26 protein-coding genes, 1 tRNA gene and 2 pseudogenes are annotated in these 26722 nt (G+C 66.9%); 14 read left to right on the top strand and 15 right to left on the bottom strand.

Going from position 1 to position 26722, the window contains the following annotated elements:
- Positions 1-244: 244 nt before the first annotated feature.
- Together nrdG and nrdD are read right to left on the bottom strand one after the other, a co-directional pair.
- On the bottom strand, positions 245-847 hold the full coding sequence (nrdG, locus tag QN345_RS03885) for an anaerobic ribonucleoside-triphosphate reductase activating protein (RefSeq protein WP_322136615.1): 603 nt from the start codon (positions 845-847) through the stop codon (positions 245-247).
- On the bottom strand, positions 840-3086 hold the full coding sequence (nrdD, locus tag QN345_RS03880) for an anaerobic ribonucleoside-triphosphate reductase (RefSeq protein ID WP_322136614.1): 2247 nt from the start codon (positions 3084-3086) through the stop codon (positions 840-842). Before nrdD ends, nrdG begins: the two co-directional genes overlap by 8 nt.
- 446 nt (positions 3087-3532) lie before the next feature.
- On the opposite strand from nrdD, the gene QN345_RS03875 reads away from it, so the two are divergent.
- Genes QN345_RS03875 through QN345_RS03860 form a run of 4 tightly spaced genes read left to right on the top strand, consistent with a single transcriptional unit; the run spans position 3533 to position 6258 of the window.
- Positions 3533-4084 (top strand): hypothetical protein, encoded by a 552-nt coding sequence (locus tag QN345_RS03875; RefSeq protein WP_322136613.1) that lies wholly within the window; start codon positions 3533-3535, stop codon positions 4082-4084.
- Positions 4084-5097, top strand: coding sequence for a DUF6545 domain-containing protein (locus tag QN345_RS03870; RefSeq protein ID WP_322136612.1), 1014 nt, complete (start codon positions 4084-4086; stop codon positions 5095-5097). Before QN345_RS03875 ends, QN345_RS03870 begins: the two co-directional genes overlap by 1 nt.
- Positions 5098-5128: 31 nt before the next feature.
- Complete coding sequence (locus QN345_RS03865) at positions 5129-5584, top strand: hypothetical protein (RefSeq protein WP_322136611.1); 456 nt, start codon at positions 5129-5131, stop codon at positions 5582-5584.
- Positions 5581-6258, top strand: a complete 678-nt coding sequence (locus tag QN345_RS03860) for a 5' nucleotidase, NT5C type (RefSeq protein WP_322136610.1) — start codon at positions 5581-5583, stop codon at positions 6256-6258. Before QN345_RS03865 ends, QN345_RS03860 begins: the two co-directional genes overlap by 4 nt.
- 53 nt (positions 6259-6311) lie before the next feature.
- Here QN345_RS03860 and QN345_RS03855 read toward each other — a convergent pair whose 3' ends face one another.
- The 4 genes from QN345_RS03855 to QN345_RS03840 all read right to left on the bottom strand — a co-directional run bounded on the left by QN345_RS03855 (position 6312) and on the right by QN345_RS03840 (position 8332).
- A complete protein-coding gene (locus QN345_RS03855) occupies positions 6312-6698 on the bottom strand; it encodes a DUF1304 domain-containing protein (protein WP_322136609.1) in 387 nt (128 codons plus the stop codon).
- An 80-nt stretch (positions 6699-6778) separates the two neighbouring features.
- Entirely contained in the window at positions 6779-7108 is a 330-nt protein-coding gene (locus QN345_RS03850; RefSeq protein WP_322136608.1) for a hypothetical protein, read from the bottom strand.
- Entirely contained in the window at positions 7101-7760 is a 660-nt protein-coding gene (locus QN345_RS03845; RefSeq protein ID WP_322136607.1) for a hypothetical protein, read from the bottom strand. The genes QN345_RS03850 and QN345_RS03845 overlap by 8 nt, the downstream gene beginning before the upstream one ends.
- The gene (locus tag QN345_RS03840; RefSeq protein ID WP_322136606.1) at positions 7757-8332 is read right to left on the bottom strand and encodes an RNA polymerase sigma factor; all 576 of its coding nucleotides are present in this window, start codon (positions 8330-8332) and stop codon (positions 7757-7759) included. Before QN345_RS03840 ends, QN345_RS03845 begins: the two co-directional genes overlap by 4 nt.
- A gap of 134 nt (positions 8333-8466) precedes the next feature.
- On the opposite strand from QN345_RS03840, the gene QN345_RS03835 reads away from it, so the two are divergent.
- From QN345_RS03835 to QN345_RS03825, 3 genes are all read left to right on the top strand, one after another.
- Entirely contained in the window at positions 8467-9123 is a 657-nt protein-coding gene (locus QN345_RS03835; RefSeq protein ID WP_322136605.1) for an Asp23/Gls24 family envelope stress response protein, read from the top strand.
- A 123-nt stretch (positions 9124-9246) separates the two neighbouring features.
- On the top strand, positions 9247-9513 hold the full coding sequence (locus tag QN345_RS03830) for a GlsB/YeaQ/YmgE family stress response membrane protein (protein WP_322136604.1): 267 nt from the start codon (positions 9247-9249) through the stop codon (positions 9511-9513).
- A gap of 149 nt (positions 9514-9662) precedes the next feature.
- Positions 9663-11561: a polysaccharide deacetylase family protein gene (locus QN345_RS03825; RefSeq protein WP_322189263.1), complete on the top strand. Its 1899-nt coding sequence runs from the start codon at positions 9663-9665 to the stop codon at positions 11559-11561.
- Between the two features lie 98 nt (positions 11562-11659).
- Here the strand turns inward: QN345_RS03825 and QN345_RS03820 are convergent, their stop codons facing one another.
- A complete protein-coding gene (locus tag QN345_RS03820; RefSeq protein ID WP_322140604.1) occupies positions 11660-12637 on the bottom strand; it encodes a magnesium transporter CorA family protein in 978 nt (325 codons plus the stop codon).
- 63 nt (positions 12638-12700) lie between these two features.
- On the opposite strand from QN345_RS03820, the pseudogene QN345_RS03815 reads away from it, so the two are divergent.
- Positions 12701-13840: pseudogene (locus tag QN345_RS03815) on the top strand (NAD-dependent succinate-semialdehyde dehydrogenase); the annotation flags it as partial.
- A 55-nt stretch (positions 13841-13895) separates the two neighbouring features.
- Positions 13896-14939: pseudogene (locus QN345_RS03810) on the top strand (flavin monoamine oxidase family protein); the annotation flags it as partial.
- Positions 14940-14945: 6 nt separating this feature from the next.
- Here QN345_RS03810 and QN345_RS03805 read toward each other — a convergent pair.
- From QN345_RS03805 to QN345_RS03785, 5 genes are all read right to left on the bottom strand, one after another.
- Complete coding sequence (locus QN345_RS03805; RefSeq protein WP_134446674.1) at positions 14946-15569, bottom strand: response regulator; 624 nt, start codon at positions 15567-15569, stop codon at positions 14946-14948.
- The gene (locus QN345_RS03800; RefSeq protein WP_134446675.1) at positions 15566-16813 is read right to left on the bottom strand and encodes a sensor histidine kinase; all 1248 of its coding nucleotides are present in this window, start codon (positions 16811-16813) and stop codon (positions 15566-15568) included. Before QN345_RS03800 ends, QN345_RS03805 begins: the two co-directional genes overlap by 4 nt.
- Positions 16814-16855: 42 nt before the next feature.
- Complete coding sequence (locus QN345_RS03795; protein WP_322188556.1) at positions 16856-17719, bottom strand: ABC transporter permease; 864 nt, start codon at positions 17717-17719, stop codon at positions 16856-16858.
- Positions 17716-18675: an ABC transporter ATP-binding protein gene (locus QN345_RS03790; RefSeq protein WP_322188554.1), complete on the bottom strand. Its 960-nt coding sequence runs from the start codon at positions 18673-18675 to the stop codon at positions 17716-17718. Before QN345_RS03790 ends, QN345_RS03795 begins: the two co-directional genes overlap by 4 nt.
- A 94-nt stretch (positions 18676-18769) precedes the next feature.
- Positions 18770-19972, bottom strand: coding sequence for a pyridoxal phosphate-dependent aminotransferase (locus QN345_RS03785; protein WP_166787283.1), 1203 nt, complete (start codon positions 19970-19972; stop codon positions 18770-18772).
- 183 nt (positions 19973-20155) lie between these two features.
- On the opposite strand from QN345_RS03785, the gene QN345_RS03780 reads away from it, so the two are divergent.
- From QN345_RS03780 to rplA, 5 genes are all read left to right on the top strand, one after another.
- Positions 20156-20228: transfer RNA gene (locus QN345_RS03780), tRNA-Trp, on the top strand.
- Positions 20229-20270: 42 nt separating this feature from the next.
- Positions 20271-20546, top strand: a complete 276-nt coding sequence (gene secE, locus QN345_RS03775; protein ID WP_134446683.1) for a preprotein translocase subunit SecE — start codon at positions 20271-20273, stop codon at positions 20544-20546.
- A 100-nt stretch (positions 20547-20646) separates the two neighbouring features.
- The gene (gene nusG / locus QN345_RS03770) at positions 20647-21645 is read left to right on the top strand and encodes a transcription termination/antitermination protein NusG (protein WP_134446685.1); all 999 of its coding nucleotides are present in this window, start codon (positions 20647-20649) and stop codon (positions 21643-21645) included.
- 84 nt (positions 21646-21729) lie between these two features.
- Complete coding sequence (rplK, locus tag QN345_RS03765; RefSeq protein ID WP_134446687.1) at positions 21730-22161, top strand: 50S ribosomal protein L11; 432 nt, start codon at positions 21730-21732, stop codon at positions 22159-22161.
- A gap of 89 nt (positions 22162-22250) precedes the next feature.
- On the top strand, positions 22251-22940 hold the full coding sequence (gene rplA / locus QN345_RS03760) for a 50S ribosomal protein L1 (protein WP_134446689.1): 690 nt from the start codon (positions 22251-22253) through the stop codon (positions 22938-22940).
- Between the two features lie 77 nt (positions 22941-23017).
- On the opposite strand, the gene QN345_RS03755 is transcribed toward rplA, so the two are convergent.
- From QN345_RS03755 to QN345_RS03745, 3 genes are all read right to left on the bottom strand, one after another.
- Positions 23018-24604 (bottom strand): APC family permease, encoded by a 1587-nt coding sequence (locus QN345_RS03755; RefSeq protein ID WP_323508462.1) that lies wholly within the window; start codon positions 24602-24604, stop codon positions 23018-23020.
- 91 nt (positions 24605-24695) lie between these two features.
- Positions 24696-26129: an aminobutyraldehyde dehydrogenase gene (locus QN345_RS03750; RefSeq protein WP_134558073.1), complete on the bottom strand. Its 1434-nt coding sequence runs from the start codon at positions 26127-26129 to the stop codon at positions 24696-24698.
- A gap of 107 nt (positions 26130-26236) precedes the next feature.
- The coding region (locus QN345_RS03745; protein WP_416347649.1) for a cache domain-containing protein at positions 26237-26722 on the bottom strand (486 nt) is incomplete at its 5' end.

Raw genomic sequence — 26722 nt, 5'->3', positions numbered from 1 at the left:
CTCGGGAGGGGTCCCGGGAGGGGGTTCCGCAGCGCTGTCCACACTGCTGTCCACGGGGCTGTCCAGGTGAGATTCTGAGGGTTCTTCAACTGTCATGGGGGCACTCTACGGACCACCACCGACATTCCACCGGCATCCGCCACCCCACAAATGGCCTGTGGAAAACCCGGTCAGAGAAACTTTGTTGAGGACGGGCCGCTGCCGGGGGCGGTCGCGGCGTGCGCTGTGTTCCCCGACCCGGGGACTAGATCAGTTGGCGCTTCTCGATCTGTTCGAAGGTGTTCGTCGCATCCCGGAGTCCACCCCACAGGACCACCTCTCCGGCGGTCAGGGACGCGGGGACGTCGATGATCCGCTGGTTGCTGCTGCCCCGGAACTGCAGTTTCAGGTCACGTTTCGCCAGCTCGAACCGACCGTCGACCAGGACGTCGATTCCGCGGAGCATGGCGAGCTTGTCCGGGCTCTCGAGCAAGAGCTCCTCGAAGGTGTATCCGGTCCAGGACCACACGTCCTTCGACGAGCCGAACTCCCGGCGCACCCGGTCGATCAGCCCGAGGCAGACCCCGGTGTTGAGGAAGGGTTCGCCGCCGAGCAGGGTCAGGCCCTGGACGTACTCCTGGCCGAGGTCGGCCAGGATCTGGTCTTCGAGTTCCTGGCTGTATTCCTGGCCGTAGCGGAAGCTCCAGGTGGCTTCGTTGAAACAGCCCTCGCACGCGAACAGACATCCGGACAGGTAGAGGCTGCACCGCACGCCTTCGCCGTCAACGAAGACGAAGGGCTTGTAGTCCCCGACGTATCGCTGGCTCAGCTTCTCAGACAGCCACTCGCCGGGCCGCGGGTTACGCATCCTCGGAGACCGGTGCCGGGGCATCCGCCCCGCTGATGCCGGTGCCGCCCGCCATGTGCTTGACCCGGGAGGTGATCTCCATGTGCCGGCCGTGCACCATTGGTCGGGCCTGCGGGTTGCCGAGGTAGCCGCAGGTGCGCTTGACGACGTCGCAGGTCATCGGGTCGGCGTTGCCGCATTCGGGGCACTCGAAGCCGCGCTCCGTCGCGTCGAAGTCGCCCGAGAAGCCGCAGGCGTAACAACGATCGATCGGGGTGTTGGTTCCGAGGTAGCCGATCCGGTCATAGGAGTAGTCCCAGACCGCCTCGAGTGCCTTGGGGTTCTGCTGCAGGATCGGGTATTCGCAGTAGTGGATGAACCCACCGGAGGCGAACTCTGGATAGACCTTCTCGAAGTCGAGCTTCTCGAACGGCGTCGGGCTCTTGCGAACGTCGTAGTGGAAGCTGTTGGTGTAGTAGTCCTTGTCGGTGATGTCAGCGACCGAACCGAACTTCGCGGTGTCGAGCCGGCAGAACCGGTCGGTCAGGCTCTCGCTCGGGGTCGAATACACGCTGAACTGGTAGCCGTACTCGTTGCTCCACTCCTGGGTGCGGTCGTGGAGCGTGCGGAGGATGTCGACGGTGAAGTCTTTCGCCTCGGGGTTTGATTCCCAGGCTCCGCCGTAGAAAGCCGAGGCCACCTCGTAGAGGCCGATGTAGCCGAGCGACACGGTGGCGCGCTTGTTCCTGAACACGGTGTCGACGGACTGGCCGGCCTCCAGATGCTGGCCGAAGGCGCCGTAGACATAGAGGATCGGTGCGTTCTCCGGGGTCGCTTCCTTGCAGCGCTCGATCCGGAAGAGCAGGGCGTCGCGGGCAATGCTCACACGTTCGGCGAGGATGCTCCAGAACTTGTCCTTGTCGCCGGCGGCCTCGAGGGCGATCCGCGGCAGGTTGAGTGTCACGACTCCGAGGTTCATCCTGCCCTCTGAGACGTCGTTGCCATCTTCGTCCGTCCAGCCCTGGAGGAAGGACCTGCAGCCCATCGGCACCTTGAAACTGCCGGTGAGTTCCACGATCTTGTCGTAGTTCAGGATGTCGGGGTACATGCGCTTGGTGGAACACTCGAGCGCGAGCTGCTTGATGTCGTAGTTCGGGTCGGTCGGGTCGAGGTTGAGGCCGCGCTTCACCGTGAAGATCAGCTTCGGGAAGATCGCGGTGCGCTTCTCCCTGCCGAGTCCCTCGATGCGGATCTGCAGGATCGCCTTCTGGATCTCGCGTTCGAACCAGCTGGTGCCGAGGCCGAAGCCGAGCGAGGTGAAAGGGGTCTGCCCGTTCGAGGTGAACAGGGTGTTGATCTCGTATTCGAGGCTCTGCATCGCGTCGTAGATGTCCTTGAGGGTCTTCTCCTCCGCGAACTGCTGGTGCTGGGACTCATCGGCGATCCATGTCCTGGCGTCGGCGAGGTGCTTCTGGAGGTTCTTCTCCGCGTACGGGGCGAGCACCTCGTCGATCCGGTTGCCCGAGCATCCGCCGTACTGGCTCGACGACACGTTCGCGATGATCTGCGAGATCTGCGCGGTGGCCGTCTGGATCGAGCGGGGCGGGTCGACGTCGGCGTTGCCGATCCGGAAGCCGGTGCTGAGCATCGTCTTGAAGTCGATGAGGCAGCAGTTCGTCATCGGGGCATAGGGGTGATAGTCGAGGTCGTGGTAGTGCAGGTCGCCCTTCTGGTGGGCGTTGGCGACGTGCGGCGGCAGCATCTTCAGGCCGATCGCCTTGCCCACCGCGCCGGCGGTCAGGTCACGCTGGGTGTTGAAGACATCGCTGTCCTTGTTGGCGTTCTCGTTGACGACTGTTTCGTCTTTGCTGATCAGCTTGATGATCGAGTGGTTGATGTCGGTGGACTTACTGCGCGCGAAGTCGCGCTGGATCCGGTAATTGATGTACGCCTCTGCGGCTTCGTATTCCTTGCTGTCCAGCAGGGCGTGTTCCACGATGTTCTGGACCTCGTAGATCTTGATGTCGACCGCGAAGCGCGAGGCTATCTCGCGATCGATACGAGTGACCAGGTCACGGATGATCCGGTGCGTGAGCGGGGTCAGTTCGCCGTTCACTTCCGTGAAGCTCTTGGCCAGTGCGGCATAGATCCGGGCGTCATCGAAGGCGAGCCGGCGACCGTCGCGTTTCGACACCATAAGGGTGCTGAGACCGCTGCCAGCCGTAGGCGTTCCTGTGCCGGGGTCTTCTGTCTTCAACACGCGCTGCTGCCTCCTTGACTAATACTCCCCACGACAATCGAGCGGGACAGTTAGTCGGGCGAAAGACCATATCTAGTGGTTGGGGCGTGAGATCGATACTACCTGTTGTGGTCAGACCACAGGAGCACATTTTGCTCCGCGCCACGCGAAAGGTGTCGGAAAAGGCCAGATTCCGGATCAAGCGCAGCCGCAAGTCATGGGCGGCACGGTAGGCAGCGTGGCGCAGGGGCGGCATGGTGAGGAGCCTGTGCGGCGAGAAGACGATGTGGCGAGGCGGCTGCGTGGTGCGGAGGCCTGTGGGCAGCTCCGCACCACGCGCACGGCGACGCCCCGCTGTCGCCCGTGAATCCGCATCGTGCGTGGTTCGGACATGCCGGTTACGGCGTTCCCCCCGGAACTGTAACCTAGACATGTCCAACCGAAGGCAAGCGTAGCAGACGATAGACATGTCCAATGTTGAGGTCCGGGGTTGGCTGAACGTGGCATCGACCGGGGGAAAGACCATGGATCACCAAGAACGCCAGAAGCGCGCGCACGAGCTTGTCGCGGCACTCGATTTGCCGCGGCCGCTCACGCCCGAGCGGCTCCACGCGCATATGGAGAGCCTCCGGAAAAAACAGATTGTGATCCGCGAGGGCAGCGAAACGATGCTGCACGCTGGTGTCTGCGGACTCTGGATCGAGGTCGCCGGCGAAGCCTTCGAGCGCATCCACCATGCCCCGACGATCTCAGCAGTGCATCGGCAGCAGCTCATCAACCATGAATATGGCCATATGATCCTCAGCGACGACAAGGAATTACTCTCGGCCGATCAAGTCGCGCGATTCGCGCCCCTGATCCCCTATGACGCCATCGTGCACGCACTTTTGCGAAGCAGTTTGACCGACGAGCTGGAAGCACTCGCCGAAGCGATCGGCGACCGGCTCGCCTTGACTATGCTGAGTGACCGCGCGGAGGCCCGTGACGGCGCCCGGACCGGATTCGGGCGGGTGCTGTAGTGGCCTCCCTCATCGCTGGTGGCGTGAGCGCGCTCCTTTGGCTGGCCGCCCTGTTCTGCCTCCCGTCCGTCGTGCGGGGCCGTCGGCGCCTGCTGTTCTCGTTTCTTGCGGTGTTCGCGCTGACGATGTCGCTGCAGACCGATCTTGTCTTCGACGTGCTCGATGCCGCTCTCGGCGGCGTGAACGTGACGTATTACCTTTTCCACGTCACTGCGGTCATCGCAATAGCACTTCTCAACGAACTCGTGCGGGCCGCATCGTCGGCGCACCCCGGTGGGTGGCGGATCAAACCTCTCTCTGCGATCTTCCCGGGGGTGGTCATTCTCATTCAGTCAGTGTTGTTCTTTGGGGCCGACTGGCGACTGCTGCCGGACATCCGCTTTCTCGATCGGTGGGACTACACGGCGTACGCGGCGACCACCTGGGTGGCCCTGGCGTATTTCTCGGTCACGGTGGCGGCGGCATGTCTCTCGGACCGGCGAAGGCAGCGACGACGGCTGACCCGGGTCTCACTCGGCTTCGTCGTTGTCGGCTGCGCCGGTGTCATCGTGTACGCCGTCGTCAGCCTCCTCAATGCGGTCATGGCGAACGTCAACCACAATGCTGACTTCGCGACCGGGACGGGCGGCGTCTACTATGCGGCGCTATTGATCGCGCCCTCGTGCCTGGCCGTTGGATTCGGCCTCACGGCGGCGGTGGACGGCGTCATACGAGTCCAACGGGAAGTCCAGGTTCGCGTTCTCCTGGTGAGGCTCGCACCTCTCTGGGAGCGGCTGTTGTCCGAGTCGCCCGAACTCAGCCTTGACGTTCCTGAGGCGAGGATCCACTTGGTTCTGACCCGCGGCGCCGCTGCGCGACTCTACCGTCGCTATGTCGAGGTTCGTGATTGCCTCCTGCTGTATCCTCAGGAAATATCGCGGTCGGACCAGGCGCTGTTGGCTACCGCTGAGCACCTCGTTTCCCCGGGTGGCGCTCGAGCGTTGCCCGTTATGACTGTGGAGGGGCAGCCGTGATGCGACGAGACGTAGCGGGGACGGCGCACCGATGAAGAGGGGAACGCCTGACGTGAACGGCAAGACTCCTCCGACCGCACAGGGTCTCAGCGCGCAGATGGAACTGGCGAGGAAGCTCAACCTTCTGCTCGACGTCGTCGTCGCAGAGGGAAATACCCCGTATACCTACCGCGAGATAGCCGAGGGCCTGCGGGACCGGTCGCTTTCCCTCTCCCGAGCCCGGTGGGCATATATGATCGCGGGGACCGGCCCTCTCGTGACAGACGAGAAACTCCTGACCGGAATTGCCGAATTCTTCCGGATCCCGCCGGCCTACCTCCTGGGTTCCGACGACGATATCCCCGTCCGAGTGGACACCCAACTCGCCTTTGTCAAGAAGCTCCGCGCACAACGAGTCGTGAATTTCGCCGCGAGGACTCTCGGCGATGTCTCCCCGGAGACTCTGCGCACCATCACCCAACTTCTGAAAGAGGACACTCTCGAATGACTCCGAACGCATTTGTGGCTCCCGCCGATCTGACTGCCGCGCTTGATCGGTTCCGGACCGCGCATGGCCGCGCCCCGCGTATCGGGGTCGACCTCGATGCGACGACCGCCGACACGGTCGGTGGTCTCCGAAACTGGATGGGGGAGAAGCTCTCGATCCCCCTGGCTGAACGGTCCACGCGATTCCCCGACCTCGACCAGTACGCCATGTGGATCGGCGACGACGCGTGGTTTGTCGATATGCCGGACTTCCTCGGCCATTTTGGTCATGCCGAACGCCACGGCTTCTACCTGGGCCTCGCGGTGTTCGACGAGGCCGTCGTGACGCTTCTCGCCCTTGAGGCTGCCGGATGCGAGCTTGTTGCCGTCACGGCCAGGAGTGACGAGTTCAACCCCGATACGCGGGAGTGGATCGCGTCGAACGGACTGCCCCTGGCCACGGTCGTGCATTCGGGTTTCGACAAGCATGCGCTCGAGGGGATCGACCTGTTCGTCGACGACGCCCCGCCCGTCGTGACCGGTCTGCTGAAGGCCGGACGGAGCGTCGTCGTTTTCGACCAGAGTTACAACCGAACGATTCCGGAGCACGACCGCGGAACGCGGGCGACCGGCTGGGGCGCACCCATGCTCGCGGCCGTGACCCGTCTGCTGACCGCGCAGGCAGCGGTCGACTAGCGTCGGCGTGCGCGCCGAGCGTGGTCGCCACGCGGCGGGCGCTGTTCGTGGGGTTAGCTGAGGCTCGCCAGGACGAGGGCGAGGGCAGCGGGGAAGAACTGGAGTGCGGCCGCGCGTCGGTAGGAGGGTCCCGTTGAAGCGAGGACGACGCCGGCAACCGACATGCAGGCGGTTCCGAAGATGACCGCCGTCTTGCCCGCGATGAACGCGGAACCGGACTGCCCGAGCAGCACGACGCCGACGAGCACCCCGACCGCGAGGGCGAGGTTGTAGAAGCCCTGGTTGTACGCCATCGCGCGGATCGTCGCCGCTTCGTCCCTGGATGCGATCCCGAACCGCCCGTAGACGGCGGGGCGCATCCAGAGCACGCTCTCGAAGAGGAAGAAGACCACGTGCAGGAGTGCGGCGATGGTGGCGACGATTTGGGCGGCGATGAGCATGGGTTCCTCCGGAAGATTGTGAACCAATCGGTACGGAACTCATCCTGCCGTATCGGAGTCTGCGGCGCGACTCACGGGCGTCAGCCGATGCGGGCGACCGTGACAGCGATCTCGGAGATGACCGGGTCTCCGGCGTGACGGAAGTGCTCGGCGATGGCATCGTGAACGCGGCGGCAGACATCCGGTGCCGCATGATCGGGGCCGACGCCGATGTTCGCGGCGATCGAGAGTGCGCCGGACCTCTCGACGACGACGATTGGATTCGGCGCAGCCACGCTCGGGATCAGCGCGGCGACGACTGAGGCCACGACCGTGGTCAGGAGCGGGCCGGCCGGGTAGAGCGCGTCGACGCCGGGGACCGCGAGAATGTAGTCGTCGAGTTGGTCGGCAGCGACAGCGGGCTCACTCATCGGCTTCTCCTTCGGGGGTCGGCAGGGCTGTCGTGAGGTACAGGTCGGTGACCGTGATGTCGACGGCGGCGATCGACAGTTCCGTCTGCTGCACGAGCACGGCGTAGACCGCCGCGCGCAGGCGTGCGGTGAGGGCCGTGATGCTCTCGCCGACATTCATCCCGTCGGCCCCGACCGACACCTCGAGGCGCACCGTGATCGGGGCTCCCGGCTCGGTGACGTCGCCGTCGAGGCGGCAGCGACTGATCAGGATGCCGTCGATCCCGTCCCCCGCCGTGCGCAGGACACCGATGACCGCGCCTTCGGTGAGCGCCAGCCGGGCGACCGGTGAGTCGGACGTGAGCGGGATCCGCCGACCGGCCCGGGTCTCGAGCCGGATGCTGTCGATGATGGTCGCGACCCAGCCGTCAGTCCGTGACGACTCCCGGTCCACGGCGGCCGAGTCGACCCGGCGCAGCGCTGCTCGGAGCCGCTCGAGGCGGGTGAGGGCCGTTGTGCACGCCGGGGAGTCGTCGATGCTCGAGTCGCTCGGGGTGCGACCTCGGTCGAGGTAGTCGTTGAGGTCCTCGATCGTGTGCCCGGACAGGCGGGCCTGCTCCTCGGCCAGCTCTTCGGGGTCGAAAGCCACAAAGGGGGTGTCTGGGGCGTTCATCGCCAGTCCTCCAATTCCCGCAGCAGGGTTTTTCGGGCGCGTGCCAACAAGCCTCGCACGGTCGACACGGGCAGGTCGAGTTCTTCGGCGATATCGGTGTAGCTGTATTCGCCGAGTTCCCGCAGGGTCCAGCAGCGCCGCTGGTCGTCCGGCAGCTCCGCGAGGCATCGCGCGAGCGCCTCGGCCTGTTCCTGCGTCTCGGCGACGTGGTGCGGCGTGAGCGCCGCCGGAGCCGCGGCATCCGTTTCGGTGATGTCGGCGTGGTCGCGGCGGGCGCGAACCCGGTCGATGCTCTTGCGACCGCAGATCCGCATCAGCCAGCTCTTCACCGCGGCGCAGTTCTCAAGGGTCGGCAGTTGCCGCCAGGCCGTGATGAATGACTCCTGCACCACATCGTCCGTCTCGTCGTTCGAACCCAGGATCCGGGTCGCGTGCACGCGCATCAGAGGGCCGTGGCGACGGACGAGAACCTCGAAGGCGCGAACATCGCCGTCGGCCGCGCGGTCGGCGAGCAGGGCGTCGGATGCCGCGTCGAGAGCGGATGGGACGGCGTGCCTCGTAACGGTGGTCATCACGTCCTTCCCGATTCACCCGGTGGTGCGCCCAATAGATTTTCGATCTCCGCGTGACGAACCGGTGGCGGCCTACGTCATACCAGTGACGATCATCACGATCTTCGCCCATCGACAACGAAAGAATACCCAACATGCCGCTCTCCCGTGCTCTCCGCGGTATTTCCGATCGCGACTCGTCCGGCGGTGTCTCCGGCGGCGATTCGGTCGGCGGACAGACCGTCATCAGCGACAGCGTTGTCGCCAAGGTCGCGGGCGTCGCCGCCCGTGGCGTGACCGGGGTGCACTCCCTCGGCAGCGCGCCCGTCCGGGCCTTCGGCGCCATTCGCGAGGCCCTGAGCGGAACGGACCTGAGCCAGGGCGTCAGCGTCACGGTCGGTGACACGGACGTGGTCGTCGACATCGTCATCGTGGCCGAGTACCCGGTTCCGGTGCACCAGATCGCCGCCGAGGTGCGGGCGAGCATCACGCGGGCGATCGAGGACTTCGTCGGCCTCGGCGTGTCGGCGGTGAACGTCACGATCAATGACGTGCACCACCCCTCGGAAGACGACCAGACTTCCCGCGCAACCGCGTCGGGCACCCCCAGAGAAACACCGAGAGAAAGTGACAACACGATGAGCGCATCAGACAAGATCAAGAACGCGGCCGAAGACCTCAAGGGCAAGGCCAACGAGGCCATCGGCAAGGCCACCAACGACGACTCCAAGGTCGCGGAGGGGCGTGCGGAGCAGGCATCCGCGAGCGCCAAGAAGGCCGGCGAGAACATCAAGGACATCTTCAAGGACTAGACCTCTTCCGGCGCGGCGGGCCCCGGCCTGCCGCGCCGCCGTCGTTCCGCCGCCAGACCGCTCCACCGCTAGACCGTTTCAAAATCCGCAACCACGTGTGACCAATCCAGAAAAGAGCACCCCATGGGCTTCTTCGGCTTCCTTTTCCTCGGCCTGATCGCCGGGGCCATCGCCAAACTCATCCTCCCCGGCCAGCAGGGCGGCGGATGGTTCGTGACACTGCTCCTCGGCGTCGTCGGCGCACTCCTCGGCGGGTTCCTCGGCGGCATCCTGTTCAACGCTCCGCTGCAGGACTTCTTCTCGCTGCAGACCTGGCTTCTCGCCATCGGCGGCTCCATCGTCGTCCTCTTGATCTACGGACTCGCAACGGGTCGCCGCCGCGCGGTCTAGGCATCCGTTCTACCCCCCATTCTGGTGGGGCGCCGCGCATTGACAGGGCCGAGAGGTCACCCGTTAATGGGGATTCCGGCGCCCTAACCCGACTGTCTTCCGCGCCATCCCGGCGCGGGAGACAGGGGCCCAGAATGGAGCTCAGCGATATGGACGTTCAGTCAGGCAATCCTGCGGCCGCCAAACACCGGCTGACCGGTAATTTCAGTCGGAGCCGCCCGCGCTGGCTCGCCTGGGTCTCGACCTTCGTGCTTGCACTCGTCTCCGTCGGAGTCGCCGACGGATTCGCTGCCCTTCCGGCCAGCGCTGCCGTTCCCGCCGTCATCACGCTCACCTTCGACGACGCGAACGCGGACCAGCTGACCGCGGCCTCGATCCTTAAGGCGAATGGGTTGCACGGCACCTTCTACACGCCGTCCGGGTATATCAACCAGCCGGGCTACATGACACTTGCCCAGGTGCAGACTCTCGTCGCCGACGGCAACGAAATCGGCGGCCACACCGTGACGCACCCCGACCTCGCCACCCTCCCGACGGACGAGGCGACCCGCCAGGTCTGCAACGACCGGGTCAACCTCACCAACTGGGGATTCCGGGTGACGAGCTTCGCCTATCCCTTCGCCTCGCTGCTGACCCCTGCCACCGAAACCATTGTCAAGAACTGCGGGTACAACAGCGCCCGTGGCCTCGGAGACATCCAGACCCGGTTCGGCTGCACGGGATGCGCGCTCACCGAGAGCGTCCCGCCGCCCGACCCGTACCTGACCCAGGCTCCGGATGAGGTCGACAACACCTGGAGCCTGACCGACCTCCAGAACACCGTCACCCAGGCCGAGACCGCGGGCGGCTGGCAGCAGCTGACCTTCCACCACATCGCGACGGGGCTCACCGACCCGCTCACGATCAGCCCGACCCTGTTCACCCAGTTCGTGCAGTGGCTGAAGACCCGCCCTGCGACGACGACGGTCAAGACGGTCGACCAGGTCATCGGCGGCACCGTCAAAGCCGTCGTCTCCGGCCCGGCCGTCACGCCGAAGCCCGCCGGCATCAACCTGGTCTCCAACCCCGGCTTCGAAACCCTGACCGCCGGACTACCCCAGTGCTGGCAGGGCGCCTCATACGGCACGAACACCCCCGCCTTCACCACGGTCACCCCGGGCCACAGCGGCAACCGGGCGGCCCGCCTGACCATGACGGGCTACTCCAACGGTGACGCGAAATGGCTGCCGACCCCTGACCTGGGCGGATGCGCCCCCGCGGCCACCCCGGGCACGGCGTACGCGCTCGCGGCCTGGTACAAGTCCACGGCAGCGACCCAGATCGAGGTCTACTACCGGACCGGACTCGGCTCCTGGACCTACTGGACCGCGAGCCCGCTCTTCGCCGCGTCCGCGACCTACCAGAAGGCGAGCTGGACGACCCCGGCACTGCCCGCCGGGGCGAGCGCGATCACCTTCGGCCTCAACCTCCTGAGCAACGGCACCCTGACCACGGACGACTACACGGCCTTCGACGCCGCAACCCTGCCCGTATCCCCGCCGCCGGCCCCCGGCGCCAACCTGATCCAGAACTCGAGTCTGGAGACCGCCGGCGTCGCCGCCCTCCCGCAGTGCTACCAGATCGGCGGTTACGGCACCAACACGGCTGCGTTCACGACCGTCGCGACGGCGCACACCGGCACCAAGGCGGAGAAGCTCGTCGTGACGAACTACGCGAACGGCGACGCGAAGCTGCTGCCGAGCCTGGACAGCGGGGCCTGCGCCCCGCCCGCGATAGCCGGGCGCACCTACTCGCTCCGGGCCTGGTACACGTCGACGACCTCCACCCAGTTCGCGGTCTATTACCGGGATGCGAGCGGGGCCTGGCAATACTGGACGTCGAGCCCGTGGCTCGCGACGGCATCCGCGTACACTCAGGCGAGCTTCACGACCCCGGCCCTGCCGGCCGGTGCCACCGCGATCAGTTTCGGGCTGAACCTGTTCAGCAACGGAACCCTCGTGACCGACGACTACGCGATGTTCGACACGGTCGGAGCCCCGGCCTTGTAATGGCAGGGGATGCCGGTCGCGCCGCCCTGGGCCGCGCCCGGCATCCCCTGTGCGCGCGTGTCGTGCCTGTCGTGCCTGTCGTGCCTGTCGTGCCGGTCTCAGATCCAGTCGTTGCGCTTGAAGAGCAGGTAGAGCAGGGCGGACAGGCCGACGATGAGCGCGATGGAGCTGTAGAAGCCGCCGACTTCGCTGAAGCCCGGGTACGGAACATTCTGGCCGTAGAAACCGGTGATCGCCGTGGGCACCGCAATGATTGCCGCGTAGCCGGTGACCTTTTTCGTGATCACGTTGAGCCGGTTGCCCTGGATCGCGAGGTTCGCCTCGAGCACGCTCGTGGCCAGGTCCCTGAGGCTCTCCGTCCACTCCATCGCGCGCAGCACGTGGTCATAGACGTCCTGGAAGTACGGCGCCATGTCGTTTGGCAGCAGGTGCACGTCGCGGCGTAACAGGGTGTTGACGACCTCACGCATCGGCAGGATCACCCGGCGCATCAGCACGAGGCTCTTCCGGAGATCAAAGGAGCGGCGCTGCACAGCCTCCTGGTCGCTCCTCGGTTCGAAGAGCTGGCTCTCGAGCTCCTCGACCTGTTCGTCAAGGGCCTCGACGGCCTCGAAGTAGCCGTCGACGAGGAAGTCGAGGAGTCCGTGCAGGAGGAACGCGACACCGTTCGAGGCGAGGTCGGGGGAGGAGTCCCAGCGGGCGACGACGGCGTCGACGTCGAAGTCAGGGTCCTTGTGCACGGTGACGAAGGCCCGCTCGGTGATGAAAGCGGCGATCTCCGAGGTCTCCACCGAGGCCGTCTCCGGCGAGAACGTGATCGAATACGCCGACAGGAACAGGTGGTCGGAGTACCGGTCGAGTTTGGGACGCTGGTGCAGCTTCAAGGCGTCCTCGACGGCGAGGGCATGCAGGCCGAGTTCCTCCGCGAGCAGGTCCAGGTCCGCTTCTTCAGGCGAGCACAGGTCCACCCAGACCACACAGCCCTCGTCGGCGAGGTGTTCGGAGACGTCGGCGAGCGGGAAGCCCTCGTCGACGAGGTCCCCGTTCCGGTAGCAGCGGGTTTTCGGTGTGCGCACACCTCAGTCAAGCAGCATCCGCGGAGCAGCGGGGTCAACGCTCCTGCCGAGTCTCATCGCCGTCGCGCCGAGGTCGGTTATGGCGGGGAATTCCTGCGTTGGTTCAGCGAGGAGGCCGTACGAATCAATGGGCGCTACGGGCCGGCACCCGAGGGTACCGGCCAGATGGTCGTTTCGCAGCGCCCGGTCGGCCCGTGCCTCCTGATCACCCCGTGGAACTTCCCGCTCGCGATGGCGACCCGCAAGATCGCCCCCGCGCTCGCCGCGGGGTGCACAGTCGTGATCAAGCCCGCGGAACTCACCCCGCTCACCACCCTCTTCTTCGCCCAGCTGCTCGAGGACGCGGGCGTTCCCGCCGGCGTCGTCAACGTGATCACGACCTCGGAATCCGCTGAGGTCTCCTCCCCGCTGATCGCAGACCCGCGGCTCCGGAAGCTCAGCTTCACCGGCTCGACCGGTGTCGGCCGGGCGCTCCTCCGCCAGGCCGCGGAGGGCGTGCTGCGCACCTCGATGGAGCTGGGCGGGAACGCGCCGTTCCTCGTCTTCGCCGACGCGGACCTCGACCGGGCCGTCGACGGCGCCATGCTCGCCAAGTTCCGCAACATCGGCCAGGCGTGCACGGCAGCGAACCGGTTCATCGTGCACGCGTCCGTCGCCGAGGAATTCGCGCGCCGCCTCGTCGCCCGCGTCGAAGCCCTCCGGATCGGCCGGGGCACAGAGCAGGACGTGACGATCGGCCCGCTCGTCAACGACGCGGCCGTCGCCAACACCGAGAAGCTCGTGAGCGATGCCCTCGACCGCGGCGCGACCCTCCTCACCGGCGGATTCCGCCCGGAGGGTCCAGGGTCGTTCTACGCCCCGACCGTGCTGACCGACGTCGCAGCCGACAGCGACCTGCTTCGCCAGGAGATCTTCGGGCCCGTCGTCGGGATCGTGACCTTCACGGAGGAGGACGAGGCGATCCGGCTCGCCAACGACACCGAGTACGGGCTGATCAGCTACGTCTTCACCGAGAACATCGCCCGCGGCCAGCGGATGATCGCCGGGCTCGACACGGGCATGATGGGACTGAACACAGGACTCGTGTCCAACGCAGCCGCCCCCTTCGGAGGCGTCAAGCAATCAGGGCTCGGCCGGGAGGGCGGCCTCGAGGGAATCCACGAGTACCTGTCCCCGAAGTACACCCTGATCCCCGCGTCATAACCGACTTGCACAACTTCCGAATGACCTCGCAGCACCCACGTATGGAGGAGTTTTCATGACAACCAGGATCGACCGTGACATCGTCATCATCGGCGCAGGGGCATCCGGCCTGACCGCAGCAACGTCGCTGCGCCGGGCCGGCCTCACCGTCGCCGTGCTCGAAGCGCGCGACCGGGTCGGCGGTCGGCTGTGGACCGACGACATCGAGGGAGCCACGCTCGAGATCGGCGGCCAGTGGGTGTCACCGGACCAGCACGCGCTCAAGGAGACCCTCGCGGAGCTCGGTCTCGAGACCTACTCCCGGTACCGCGCCGGAGAAAACGTCTACATCAACGACTCCGGGGTACGCACCCGCTTCGAGGGCGAGATCTTCCCGGTCTCCCCGGAGACCCAGGCCGAGATCGTCGCCCTCATCGCAACGCTCGACGAGCTTGTCGCCGAGGTCGACCCCGATCGGCCGTGGGCGCACCCGCGGGCCGTCGAACTCGACCGGATCTCCTTCGCCGGGTGGCTCGCAACCCAGACAGCCGACCAGGAGGCCCGCGACAACGTCGCGATGTTCATCGCCGGCGCCATGCTGACCAAGCCTGCGCACGCCTTCTCCGCCCTGCAGGCCCTGCTGATGGCCGCGAGTGCCGGAAGCTTCAGCAACCTCGTCGACGCCGACTTCATCCTCGACGAGCGCGTCGTCGGCGGCCTCCAGCAGGTCCCGCTGCTGCTCGCGGAGCAGCTCGGCGATGACGTGCACCTCGGGCAGCCGGTGCGCACCCTGCGCTGGAGCGACGAGGGTGTCGTCGCGGTCACCGACGGACTCGAGGTGCACGCCCGCCGGGCGATCCTCGCGCTTCCGCCGACTCTGCTCAGCCGGATCTCCTTCGAACCCGCCCTGCCCCGCCGCCAGCACCAGCTGCACCAGCACCTTTCGATGGGTCTCGTGATCAAGGTTCACGCCGTCTACAAGACCCCGTTCTGGCGCGAGGACGGCCTCTCCGGCACCGCGTTCAGTCCCTACGAGCTCGTGCACGAGGCGTACGACAACACCAATTTCGGAGACGACCGCGGCACCCTCGTCGGCTTCGTGTCCGATGAGGCGGCGGATGCCGGGCTACAGCAGCCCGAGTTCCATCGCCCGGGTCACGGCGCGGGTCCGGTCGCTCACCGCGAGCTTCTCGAAGGCGTGCAGCAGGTGCGTCTTGACGGTCGCCTCGCTGATGAACAGGGACCGGCCGATCTGCGGGTTGCTCTCGCCGGCCGACACAAGCCGGAGCACGTCGAGTTCGCGGGCAGACAGGCGCGGAGCCGGCGCGGCATCCGTGCGCACCCGGTGTACGAGCATCGCCGCGATCGACGGTGCGAGCGCGGTCTGGCCGCGCGCGACCGAGCGCACGCCCTCGATGATCTCCGCCTGGGGCGCGGCCTTGAGCAGGTACCCGCTCGCTCCGGCCGCGATGGCCGCGAGGATCTGGTCGTCGCTCTCGTACGTCGTGAGGACCAGCACCCGGGTCCGCTCGTTCGCCGCGACGATGAGCGCGGTCGCCGCGACGCCGTCGAGCAGCGGCATCCGCAGGTCCATCAGCACGAGGTCGGGGTTGAGCGCGGCCGCGAGCGCGACGGCCTCCTCGCCGTTCCCTGCCTGCCCGACGACCTCGATGTCGCCGGCGCCGCCGAGCAGGAGCGCGATACCGCCGCGCACGATCGGGTGGTCGTCGGCCACGATGACGCGGATCATCGCTCGTGCCTCGCCGATTCGACGGAGATCGTGGGGTGCCCGGCTTCCGCCGCCGGCACGGTCACCCGCAGTACGGTGCCGCCGCGCTCACCGGCGCCGACCGTGAGCCGGCCACCGACGAGGGCGAGCCGGTCGCGCATCCCCGAGAGGCCGAACCCGTTCTCCTGGGCGGGAGCATAGGCGCCGAGACCGCGACCGTCGTCGGTCACGGTGAGGACGGCATCCGTGCCGACGTGTTCGAGACGAACGGATGCCGCCCCCGCGCGGGAGTGCTTGCGCACGTTCGCGAGGCCTTCCTGGGCGCAGCGGAGCAGCACGACCTCGTTTTCCCGGTCGAGCCCGTCGAGCCCGGTGTCGGCGAGGATCACCCGCACCTGGATGCCGGTCTCGCGTTCGAAGCGCCCGGCGAGGCGGCGCAGGGTCTCGGCCAGGGTCGAATCTCCGACCCGCACGGGCGACATCGCCGCGACGAGGCTGCGCGCCTCGGTCAGGGCCTGCCGGGCGGTGTCTTCGATGAGCTCGACGGTGGGCCTCGCCCCGCTGTCCGGCCCGAGCTCGCTCCCCGCGCGCTGCGCGAGCATCACGAGGCTCGTCAGGCTCTGGGCGATGGTGTCGTGGATCTCCCTGGCGAGGCGTTCCCGTTCGGCCGCGCTCCCGGCGTCCCTGTGCAGGGCGGCGAGTTCGTCCTGGGCGAGGCTGAGTTCCTCGTAGAGACGCCGTTGGGTGCTGCCGTCGCGGGCGATGCGGGTGATCCAGGCGCCCATCGCGATCGCGAACACGAAGGAGATCCCTTCGGTGGCATACGCCTGCCCGAGGGCCGCGGGAGTGCCGCCGATGCCCAGCCAGAGACCCGCCCCCGCCGATGCCGCGAGGAGCGCACTCAGGGCGACGGAGACGAGGAAGGAATCGGTGAGCGTCCAGAGCAGCGGGAAGGCGATCGCCTGGAGCGTCGCCAGACTCGGATTGAACGCCGCTGCGACGCCCACGCCGACGATCAGCACTCCGCGGAAGACGGTCGCGGCCAGTGCGACCGAACCGGTCCGTCCGGTCGGGCAGGCGATCGCGCGCCGTCCGAAACCGACATAGCCGATGCCGATCGCGACGAGCGTCGCGAGCGCGCCGATCCGCGACAGCTCGTGCCCGTACCGGTACTGGTCGGCGGCCGCGAGCACCCCCATCAGCAGCAGTGACCCGCCGACGGCGACGTCCCACCAGCGCAGGGTCGTCATGGCCGGAATCCTCATGCGCCCAGCCTCCCACGCTCGCCGTGACCGGGGAACATCGGTTCAGCTTTCCTTGCGGATCCAGCGGAACGTCACCCTGCTGAGCACGAGCCCGACCACGAGCCAGATGCCGAGGTTGAGCGCGACGAGGGGGAGGTCCCAGACCCCGTTCTGCTCGAGGCTCGCGAAGCTGTCCGGCAGGAACACCGAGCGCATCCCCTGCGCCATCCACTTGAGCGGGAACAGGCTCGCGACGTTCTGCATCCAGTCGGGCAGCACGTAGAACTGCAGGTAGACGCCCGAGATGAACTGCAGGATCAGCACGATCGGGATCACGACGGCGGTCGCGCTCTTGCCGGAGCGCGGCAGCGCCGAGAGCGCGATGCCGAGGAACGCGCAGGCGATCACACCGAACAGGAAGACCCAGGCGAAGGTCAACCACTTGGCCGGGTCGGTCGGCAGGGCGATGTCGAGCACGAACCGCGCGACGAGGATCAGCAGGGCCGCCTGAATCGTGCCGGTCACGAGCACCTGCCCGATCTTCCCGATGAAGTAGCTCAGCGGGGACAGCGGGGTGCCGCCGAGCCGTTTGAGAGTGCCGTCGCTCTTCTCGCCGGCGATGTCGACCGCGAGGTTCTGCACCCCGGAGAGCAGCATCCCCGCCGCGAGCATGCCCGGAAGGTAATACGCGCCGACACTGACGCCGCCGCTGCCATCGGGCGCGCTGCCGATGTTGCCTGCCGAGCCGAAGGCGGCCGTGAAGATCGCGAGCATGATGAACGGGAACAGGAACGTGAAGAACACGCTGTCCGGGGTGCGGAAGTACATACGCGCTTCGTAATACACCCGGGCGAGGCCGAGCCTCAGCACACCGTGGCGGGCCGAGCGGATGCTGCCGGTCCCGGCAGTCGTGTCGATCGCGGTCATGCGAGCACCTCCGTGCTGTCGTCAGAAGCAAAAGCAGAAGCTGAACCAGCGGACGCCGCCGCAGTGGTTTCCGCGCGGTTCTCGCGCACGAGACCGAGGTAGACGTCCTCGAGGCTCGGGCGGATCACCTCGAGTTCGGCCGGTTCCGCGCCGCCCGCAGTGCCGCCCGCAGCGACGAGTTCGGCGACGACCCGGCCAGGCTGGTCCGTGCGGATCTCGTGGGGCTCCCCTCCGGCATCCCGCCAGCGGACCAGCGGCACCCGGGCCTCTGCCCCGCCGATCTCGTTGATCGCGCCGATGTCGATCAGGCGGCCCCCGGTGATCACCCCGGCGCGGTCGCCGAGCTGGGCGGCCTCGTCGAGGTAGTGGGTCGTGAGCAGGATCGTGGTGCCCTCCGCCTTCAGGCTGCGCACGAGGTCCCAGAACTGGTGACGTGCCTCGGGGTCGAACCCCGTGGTCGGTTCGTCGAGGAAGAGCAGTTCGGGCCGGCCGATGATGCCGAGCGCGACATCTACCCGCCGGCGCTGCCCGCCGGACAGTCGGCTGATGCGGGTCTTCGCCTTGTCCTCGAGGCCGACGGCCGTGATCACCTCCGCCACCCGCCGGGGGTTCGGGTAGAGGCTCGCGAAGTGCGCGAGCTGCTCGGCGACCGTGACGTTGCCGCTCTCGCCGGTCGACTGCAGCACGATGCCGAGCCTGGCCTTCCAGTCGAGGCCGCCGTGCTGCGGGTCGGTGCCGAGCACGCTCACCTCACCGCTCGTGCGATCGCGGTAGCCCTCGAGGATCTCGATGACCGTGCTCTTGCCTGCGCCGTTCGGGCCGAGGAGCGCGAAGGTCTCCCCTGGCCGGATGTCGAAGCTGATGCCTGCGACGGCCTCGAACGCGCCGTAGGACTTGTGCAGGTCGCGCACGCGCACGACGGGGTCTGAGCTGCTCGCGGGAGTTGTGGTCTTCATACCGAAAGAATCCCACCAGAGGCCCGGGAACGTAAGCGTCCGCCCGGCCGACCCTGGCATCCACCGGTCGGTGGATGCGGGGCCGGCTGCGACGTCAGGCGAAGAGGCGCTGCAGGCGGCGGATGCCCTCAAGCAGCTGGTCGTCGCCGAGCGCGTATGAGAAGCGCAGGTACCCGCTCGGTCCGAACGCTTCGCCGGGAACAGCGGCGACCTCGGCCTGGTCGAGGATCAGGTCGGCGAGCTCGAGGGAGGTCGTCGGCGTGACGCCGCCCCAGGTGCGGCCGAGCAGCCCGGTCACGTTCGGGTAGACGTAGAACGCGCCCTGCGGCGTCGGCGTGACCATGCCGGGAATCTTGTTCATCTCGGAGACGATGAGCCTGCGGCGCCGGTCGAAGGCCTCCCGCATCGCGATCGCGTCGTCCTGCGGGCCGGTGAGCGCGGCGATCGCGGCGCGCTGCGACACGTTGGACACGTTCGAGGTGAGGTGCGACTGCAGGTTCGCCGCCGCCTTGATGGCATCGAGCGGGCCGACCATCCAGCCGAGGCGCCAGCCGGTCATCGCGTACGTCTTCGCGACGCCGTTGACGAGGATGGTGCGGTCGGCGAGGGCGGGAACGGCTTCGACGATCGAGACCGCGCGCACGCCGTCATAGGTGAGGTTCTGGTAGATCTCGTCGGTGATGACCCAGAGGCCGTGCTCCTCCGCCCACTCGCCGATCGCCTTGGTCTGCTCCGGAGAGTAGACCGCGCCGGTCGGGTTGGAGGGCGAAACGAAGAGCAGCACCTTGGTGCGCTCGGTGCGGGCGGCCTCGAGCTGCTCGACCGTGACGAGGTAGCCCTGGTCGCTTCCGGCGAAGACGTCGACCTGCACGCCGCCGGCGAGCCGGATCGACTCCGGATACGTGGTCCAGTATGGGGTCGGCACGATGACCTCGTCGCCCGGGTCGAGCAGGGTTGCGAAGGCCTGGTAGACGGCCTGCTTGCCGCCGTTGGTGATGACCACCTGGGCGGGGGAGACTGCGAGGCCGGAGTCGCGGAGCGTCTTCGCCGCGACGGCCTCGCGCAGGTCGGGAAGACCCGCGGCCGGCGTGTACTTGTGGTTCTTCGGGTCGCGCACGGCGAGAAGCGCCGCCTCGACGATGTGCGCGGGCGTCGGGAAGTCCGGCTCACCCGCCGCAAAGCTGATCACCGGTCGACCGGCTGCCTGCAGGGCCTTGGCCTTGCTGTCGACCTTGAGGGTCGCCGATTCCGCGATGGAGCCGATCCGGGTAGAGATTCGCTTGAGTTCGTGAGCCACAGAACGAGCATACGGTGGCCGCACCCGCGCGGCCAGCATCCGCCCCGGCGGCCCCAGCTTTACAGTCGTGCCGGTGTGACCTAGACTTGATCGAGGTAGTTGAAATCTGCCATGCTTTTTTGCGCCTTTTTCTCGAGTATTTTTCGGGGGGTGGTGTGAGTTCGCATGGCGATCCGGCTGCATAGGGTGGTGGCTCAATTGGTAGAGCAGCGGTCTCCAAAACCGCAGGTTGCAGGTTCGAGTCCTGTCCGCCCTGCAAGTCGGTGGCATTTCCGTCGGCCCATGAAAGGTGTAACAGGTGGCCCGAAAAGTTGTCGACGAACCCAGTGAGGAAATCGTCGCAGACGCACGACTCGCTCGCGACGGCAAACGCGGTCCGTTCGCACGGATGTCCCTGTTCCTGAAGCAGGTGATGGCGGAGCTTCGCAAGGTTGTCACGCCGACCCGCAAGGAACTGCTGAGTTACACGGCTGTCGTGCTGGTCTTCGTAGCGATCATGATGGCGCTGGTTTCCGCCCTCGACTGGGTGTTCGCACTCGTCGTCACGTACGTCTTCGGAACACCAAGCGGCTGACCGGCCGCCGCCAAGGCGGCTGACCGCACGGCCAGGATTCACGGCAACGCTGCGCGGGACACGTCTTCGTGCCCGCGCACTACATAAGGATTGAGATTTAGTGACTGAGACGAATCACGACGACGCCGACTGGGCCACCGCCGCCGAGCAGGCGTCTGACGACGACGAAGCACAGGAAGGCAACGTCCACGAAGCGGAGGAAGAGTCCGTGGAGGCCGCCGAACAGGTGGCCGTCCACGTCTTCGACCCCAGCGTCGGCGTTGAAGACAACCTCGACGCCGCCCTCGACGCCCTCGCCGGCGCGGTCGACCCCGCAGCCGACTCGGAGGTCGACGACGCCCTGGACATCGACTCCGTCGACGAGGCCGAGGCTGCCGCCGAAGCCGTCGACGACGAGGAAGATGTCGACGGCGGCGCGGACACGGCCGATGCAGAAGCCGATGCGGCCGACGCTGCTGACGCATCCGCTGAGCCCGTCGACGAAGACCCATACGCCGAGTTCCGCAAGGAACTCCGCTTCCAGCCCGGCAAGTGGTTCGTCATCCACTCCTACGCCGGCTTCGAGCGTCGCGTGAAGTCGAACATCGAGAACCGCAAGCAGTCGATGGCCATGGAAGATTTCATCTACCAGGTCGAGGTTCCGATGGAAGACGTCGTCGAGATCAAGAACGGCCAGCGCAAGATGGTCACCCGCGTGCGTATCCCCGGATACGTGCTCGTCCGCATGGACCTCAACGAGGACAGCTGGTCCGTCGTCCGGCACACGCCGGGTGTCACCGGCTTCGTCGGCAACGCGCACAACCCGACGCCGCTGCGCTTCGAGGAGGCCTTCGGCATGCTGAAGAGCCTCGTCGAGATCCAGGACGTGCCGTCCGCCAAGGGCGCGGGCACGCACGGCAAGATCGCGACCCGCGCACTGCCCGCCGAGATCGACTACGAAATCGGCGAGACCATCACGATCAAGGAAGGCTCGTTCGCGGGCCTGCCCGGCACGATCAGTGAGATCAAGGCGGAGAGCGGCAAGCTCATCGTCCTCGTCTCCCTGTTCGAGCGTGAGACCCCGGTCGAGCTCAGCTTCGACCAGGTCACCAAGCTTTAGTAAGTTTCCCCACCACCGGGGCCCGTCCGGGCCACCGGGAGAGTTGCCTCACGGCAGCTCGTCATCATAAAAGAAGGAAGAATCATGGCACCGAAGAAGAAGGTTACTGGTCTGATCAAGCTTCAGATCAAGGCCGGCGCCGCAAACCCCGCACCGCCCATCGGGCCGGCACTGGGCCAGCACGGCGTGAACATCATGGAATTCTGCAAGGCATACAACGCCCAGACCGAATCCCAGCGCGGCAACGTCATCCCGGTTGAGATCACCGTGTACGACGACCGTTCCTTCACGTTCATCCTGAAGACCCCGCCCGCAGCGGAGCTCATCAAGAAGGCCGCCGGCGTCACCAAGGGCAGCGGAACCCCGCACACCGTCAAGGTGGCCAAGCTCACCCAGGCGCAGGTCCGCGAGATCGCCGAAGCGAAGATGGTTGACCTCAACGCCAACGACATCGACGCCGCCGCGAAGATCATCGCCGGCACCGCACGCTCCATGGGCGTTACGGTCGAGGCCTAACCTCAACCAGGCATCCGCCACCAGCAGTACGTGGAAGAGCCGGCCAGGCTCGCACCACACTCTCAAATCTTTATATTCAGGAGATTCACATGGCACAGAAGTCAAAGGCCTACCGGGCCGCGGCCGAGAAGATCGAGGCCGACAAGTTCTACACCCCAACCGAGGCCGTCACGCTCGCGCGTGAGACCGGCTCCGCGAACTTCAACTCGACCATCGAGGTCGCATTGAAGCTCGGCGTCGACCCGCGCAAGGCTGACCAGATGGTCCGCGGAACCGTTATTCTTCCTCACGGTACCGGCCGCGTGTCGCGCGTCATCGTCTTCGCAACCGGCCCCGCGGCCGAGGCAGCCATCGCTGCCGGCGCCGACGAGGTCGGTGGCGACGAGCTCATCGAGAAGGTCGCCGCCGGTTACACCGCCTTCGACTCCGCGGTTTCGACCCCGGAGCTCATGGGCAAGGTCGGTCGTCTCGGTAAGGTCCTCGGCCCGCGTGGCCTCATGCCGAACCCGAAGACCGGAACGGTCACGACCGACGTCGCCCGCGCCGTCAACGACATCAAGGGCGGCAAGATCGCGTTCCGCGTCGACAAGCACGCCAACGTGCAGTTCGTCGTCGGCAAGGCATCCTTCACCGCCGAGCAGCTGAACGAGAACATCACGGCAGCACTCGAGGAGATCGTCCGCCTCAAGCCGAGCTCGTCCAAGGGCCGCTACGTCATGAAGGGCGCCGTCTCGACGACCTTCGGTCCCGGCATCCCGCTCGACGTCAACGCCATCTAAGCACCGGCACCAGCACCACAACGAAGGGCCCGTCGCAAGACGGGCCCTTCGTCGTACCCGTCTCGTTCTGGCGACGGTCAGTCAGAGACGGATGTCGGGCGCGGCTTCCCCGGATCGACGACTCCGGGTGCGGCATTGCCCGGATGTGCGCGGAGCAGCGCCGCGACCGCGATCGCATCACCCTCCGGCTGGTGCGAATTCGTGTGCGGCTTCGCGATGAACAGGTAGAGCAGGCCCGCGCCCATCACGACCGCCAGCCCGATCAGCACGATCCAGTCGTCGAGGAAGACCCCCGTCTTGCCGGGCAGCGCCAGCAACACCATCGCGAAGACACCGTAGGCGAGGGCGACCACGTTGACGACGAAGCCGGCCCTGCCGAGGTTGAACGGACCGGCCGGACGCCAGCCCTTGATCCTCTGGCGGAGCGCCGCGAGCACGACGGACTGGAACGCCACGTAGATGCCGATCACCGCGAATGCCGTGATCTGGGTGAGACTGCCGCCCGCGTAGATCAGCAGGCAGAGCGCGAGCGGGATCGAGCAGGCGACGATGAGCGCGTTCACCGGGACGGCGGTGCGCGGACTCACCTTGGACAGCCAGGCGTGGCCGGGGATCATCCCGTCGCGGGCGAAGGAGAACATCAACCGGCTGGCCGCGGCCTGCAGGCTCAGCACGCAGGACAGGAACGCCGTGATCGCGACGACCAGGAAGAGCTTGGCGCCGACGGTTCCGAGCGAGGCCTCGAGGATCGCCGGGATCGGGTCGATGTCGTTGCCGTCGACCACCGCCTGCAGGTCGGGTGCCGCCATCACGTAGCCGCCGAAGGAGAACAGCGCGGAGACCCCGCCGACGAGGATGGTCAGGATCATGGCCCTCGGGATGCCCCTGGCCGGGTTCGCGACCTCCTCGGCCACGTCCCCGCAGGCTTCGAAGCCGTAGAACAGGAACAGTCCGGCGAGTGCCGCACCGAGGAACGCGACGGCGTAGTTGCCGTCGCCCTCGACGCCCATCGTGCTGAAGAAGACGCTGAACTCCTGCTTGCGCTGGAAGATCAGCAGGTAGAGCCCGAGCCCGATCACGCCGATGAGCTCGGCGCCGAGGCCGATCCTGGCGACCCGGCCGAGCATCTTCGTGCCAGAGAAGTTGAACGCGAAGGCGACCAGCAGGAACAGTACCGAGAGGCCAAGCGTGACCTCCTTCGTGACCGGCGCGTCGATCAGGCTGCCGAGGAAGCCGCTGCCGAACTCGGCGACGGCAGTGATCGTGACGAGCATCGCCCAGACGTAGACCCAGGCGGCCATCCAGGCGTATCGCTTGCCCCAGAGCCGGCGGGTCCACGGGTAGATCCCGCCGGCGATCGGGTACTGCGAGACGACCTCGCCGAAGACGAGGGCGACGAGCAGCTGGCCGGCGCCCACGATCAGGATCCAGAAGATCGAGGGCGGCCCGCCCGTGCTGAGGGCGAGCGCGAAGAGGGAGTACACGCCGACGAGCGGCGAGAGGTACGTGAAGCCGAGGGCGAAGTTGGCCCACAGCGACATCGAACGGTGGAAGGAATCCTCGTACCCGAGCACCCTGAGGTGCTCCTGGTCACCGATTCCCCTCGCGGCGGGCGTCTTTCCGGGCTGATCTGCGCTCATCATGACCTTTCGGCTGCGGTGCATCCTGACGTCGTCGGCAGGCTGTGTGTGCCCACCATAGTGACACCATTGCGAGAAAGCTATAGAACCGGATGTTTGCCCCGAAAGGGGTGGATCAGCCGATGTAGCTCATCACGTGCTTGATGCGGGTGTAGTCCTCGAGGCCGTACATCGAGAGGTCCTTGCCGTAGCCGGAGTGCTTGAAGCCGCCGTGCGGCATCTCGGCGACGAGCGGGATGTGCGTGTTGATCCAGACGCAGCCGAAATCGAGGCGCTTGGCCATCCGCATCGCACGCGCGTGGTCCTTCGTCCAGACCGAGGAGGCCAGGCCGTACTGCACGTCGTTCGCCCAGGCGAGCGCCTCGGCCTCGTCGGTGAACTTCTGGGCCGTGATGACCGGTCCGAAGATCTCGTTCTGCACCGCGTCGTCGCCCTGCCGCAGGTTAGAGACGATCGTCGCCTCATGGAAGTAGCCGAGGTCGCCCTGGCGGTGCCCGCCGAGCGCGATGTCGGCGTGGTCGGGCAGGCCCGCGATGACGCCCTGCACCCGGGCGAGCTGGTCGGCGCTCGAGAGGGCGCCGAAGAGGATGCCGTCCTCGCGCGGGCCGCCGGTCCTCGCGTTCACCCGGGCGTACGCCGCGAGTGCTGCAACGAACTCGTCGTGGATTCCGGCCTGGACGAGGACCCGGGTGGCGGCGGTGCAGTCCTGGCCGCCGTTGTAGAACGCGGCCGTCGCGATGCCCTCGACGGCGGCGTCGATGTCGGCGTCGTCGAACACGATCACCGGGGCCTTGCCGCCGAGTTCGAGGTGCACGCGCTTGACGTCGAGCGCCGCGGTGCCCGCGACCTCCATGCCGGCCCGTACGGAACCGGTGATCGACACCATCTGCGGGATCCGGTCGGCGACGAGGGCGCGGCCCGTGGTGCGGTCGCCCATGACGACGTTGAAGACGCCGGCCGGGAAGAACTCCGCGGCGATCTCGGCGAGGAGGAGCGTCGAGACGGGTGTCGAGTCCGAGGGCTTCAGTACGACGGCGTTTCCGGCGGCGAGGGCGGGGGCGATCTTCCAGATCGCCATCATCATCGGGTAGTTCCACGGGGTGACCTGCCCGATCACGCCGATCGGCTCCCGCCGGATGAACGAGGTGTGGTCCTTCAGGTACTCGCCGGCTGACTTGCCCTCGAGCACGCGGGCGGCGCCTGCGAAGAAGCGTACCTGGTCGATCATGACGTCGACCTCGTCGCCGACGAGGCCGGCACGCGGCTTGCCGGTGTTCTCGCTCTCGACGTCCGCGATCTCCTCCGCACGCTCGGACAGGGCATCGGCGAACTTCAGCAGGGCGAGCTGGCGTTCGCCGGGCGTGGTCTCGCCCCACGTCTCGAACGCGGTCGCCGCTGCGGAGTACGCGGACGCGACATCCGCTTCTGTCGACACGGGGGTGCGCGCGTAGACCTCCTCGGTTGCGGGGTTCACGATGTCGAGCTGCTCGCTCGCTGCGGAGGCGACGTACTGCCCGTTGACGAAGTTACGGAGTTCACGGATGGACATGCGCAGGCCTTTCCCAAGCGTCTGGTCGGCGCTGGCCAGGGCCGCGGCGCCCGGGGCGGAGTTCCCCAGAGGCCGACGATACCCTAAATCATCCCAAATGCAATCTTTTATTCCGGTGGGCGCCGGACGATCACATCGAAGGGAATCCCGGGGCAGGGCACCCGGTCATAGCCGGTGAGCGGATGCCCCGGGTTCGGCACGATGTCGCCCGCGGCGAGCGTGGCCTCCGTCGAGATCATGACGCGGCCGACCGCGTTGACGAGGGCGGCGGGCGCGCTGAGTCCGAGCAGGACCGGAAGCAGGGCCTGCTCGAGACGGGTGACCGACACGTCGGCCCCGATCACGCCGACCGTGCCGCCGTCGACCTGCACGGGGAGGGTGAGGGTCACGATGAAATCGAAGGTGCACAGGTGGTCGACGTACGGACCCGTGACGTGCGCCCGCCCGGTGGCTTCCGGCACCCGGTACCACTCCAGGCCGCGGAAGTCGCGCAGGTATTCGGTGTGCACCCGCGCCGCGAGGTCGACCCAGCTGTGTTCGTGGGTCTCGTGCTCGCGCGGCCGGACTTCGACGAGGCTGTTGGCGGTGAGGAT

Source organism: Cryobacterium sp. 10I1, assembly GCF_035019805.1.
Taxonomy (GTDB): Bacteria; Actinomycetota; Actinomycetes; order Actinomycetales; family Microbacteriaceae; genus Cryobacterium; species Cryobacterium glucosi.
Note: the sequence above shows the minus strand (reverse complement) of the source record. Positions and strands in the feature narration are given on the sequence as shown.

What these genes read in the sequence shown, in the direction of transcription:
- QN345_RS03755 (WP_323508462.1), bottom strand. Translation starts at nt 24,604, where the DNA reads ATGCACCGCAGCCGAAAGGTCATGATGAGCGCAGATCAGCCCGGAAAG.
- QN345_RS03790 (WP_322188554.1), bottom strand. Translation starts at nt 18,675, where the DNA reads ATGAAGACCACAACTCCCGCGAGCAGCTCAGACCCCGTCGTGCGCGTG.
- nrdG (WP_322136615.1), bottom strand. Translation starts at nt 847, where the DNA reads ATGCGTAACCCGCGGCCCGGCGAGTGGCTGTCTGAGAAGCTGAGCCAG.
- QN345_RS03835 (WP_322136605.1), top strand. Translation starts at nt 8,467, where the DNA reads ATGCCGCTCTCCCGTGCTCTCCGCGGTATTTCCGATCGCGACTCGTCC.
- rplK (WP_134446687.1), top strand. Translation starts at nt 21,730, where the DNA reads ATGGCACCGAAGAAGAAGGTTACTGGTCTGATCAAGCTTCAGATCAAG.
- QN345_RS03825 (WP_322189263.1), top strand. Translation starts at nt 9,663, where the DNA reads ATGGACGTTCAGTCAGGCAATCCTGCGGCCGCCAAACACCGGCTGACC.
- QN345_RS03800 (WP_134446675.1), bottom strand. Translation starts at nt 16,813, where the DNA reads ATGAGGATTCCGGCCATGACGACCCTGCGCTGGTGGGACGTCGCCGTC.
- QN345_RS03805 (WP_134446674.1), bottom strand. Translation starts at nt 15,569, where the DNA reads ATGATCCGCGTCATCGTGGCCGACGACCACCCGATCGTGCGCGGCGGT.
- QN345_RS03875 (WP_322136613.1), top strand. Translation starts at nt 3,533, where the DNA reads ATGTCCAATGTTGAGGTCCGGGGTTGGCTGAACGTGGCATCGACCGGG.
- QN345_RS03830 (WP_322136604.1), top strand. Translation starts at nt 9,247, where the DNA reads ATGGGCTTCTTCGGCTTCCTTTTCCTCGGCCTGATCGCCGGGGCCATC.
- QN345_RS03795 (WP_322188556.1), bottom strand. Translation starts at nt 17,719, where the DNA reads ATGACCGCGATCGACACGACTGCCGGGACCGGCAGCATCCGCTCGGCC.
- QN345_RS03860 (WP_322136610.1), top strand. Translation starts at nt 5,581, where the DNA reads ATGACTCCGAACGCATTTGTGGCTCCCGCCGATCTGACTGCCGCGCTT.
- QN345_RS03845 (WP_322136607.1), bottom strand. Translation starts at nt 7,760, where the DNA reads ATGAACGCCCCAGACACCCCCTTTGTGGCTTTCGACCCCGAAGAGCTG.
- QN345_RS03840 (WP_322136606.1), bottom strand. Translation starts at nt 8,332, where the DNA reads ATGACCACCGTTACGAGGCACGCCGTCCCATCCGCTCTCGACGCGGCA.
- QN345_RS03855 (WP_322136609.1), bottom strand. Translation starts at nt 6,698, where the DNA reads ATGCTCATCGCCGCCCAAATCGTCGCCACCATCGCCGCACTCCTGCAC.
- QN345_RS03865 (WP_322136611.1), top strand. Translation starts at nt 5,129, where the DNA reads ATGAAGAGGGGAACGCCTGACGTGAACGGCAAGACTCCTCCGACCGCA.
- QN345_RS03850 (WP_322136608.1), bottom strand. Translation starts at nt 7,108, where the DNA reads ATGAGTGAGCCCGCTGTCGCTGCCGACCAACTCGACGACTACATTCTC.
- rplA (WP_134446689.1), top strand. Translation starts at nt 22,251, where the DNA reads ATGGCACAGAAGTCAAAGGCCTACCGGGCCGCGGCCGAGAAGATCGAG.
- QN345_RS03750 (WP_134558073.1), bottom strand. Translation starts at nt 26,129, where the DNA reads ATGTCCATCCGTGAACTCCGTAACTTCGTCAACGGGCAGTACGTCGCC.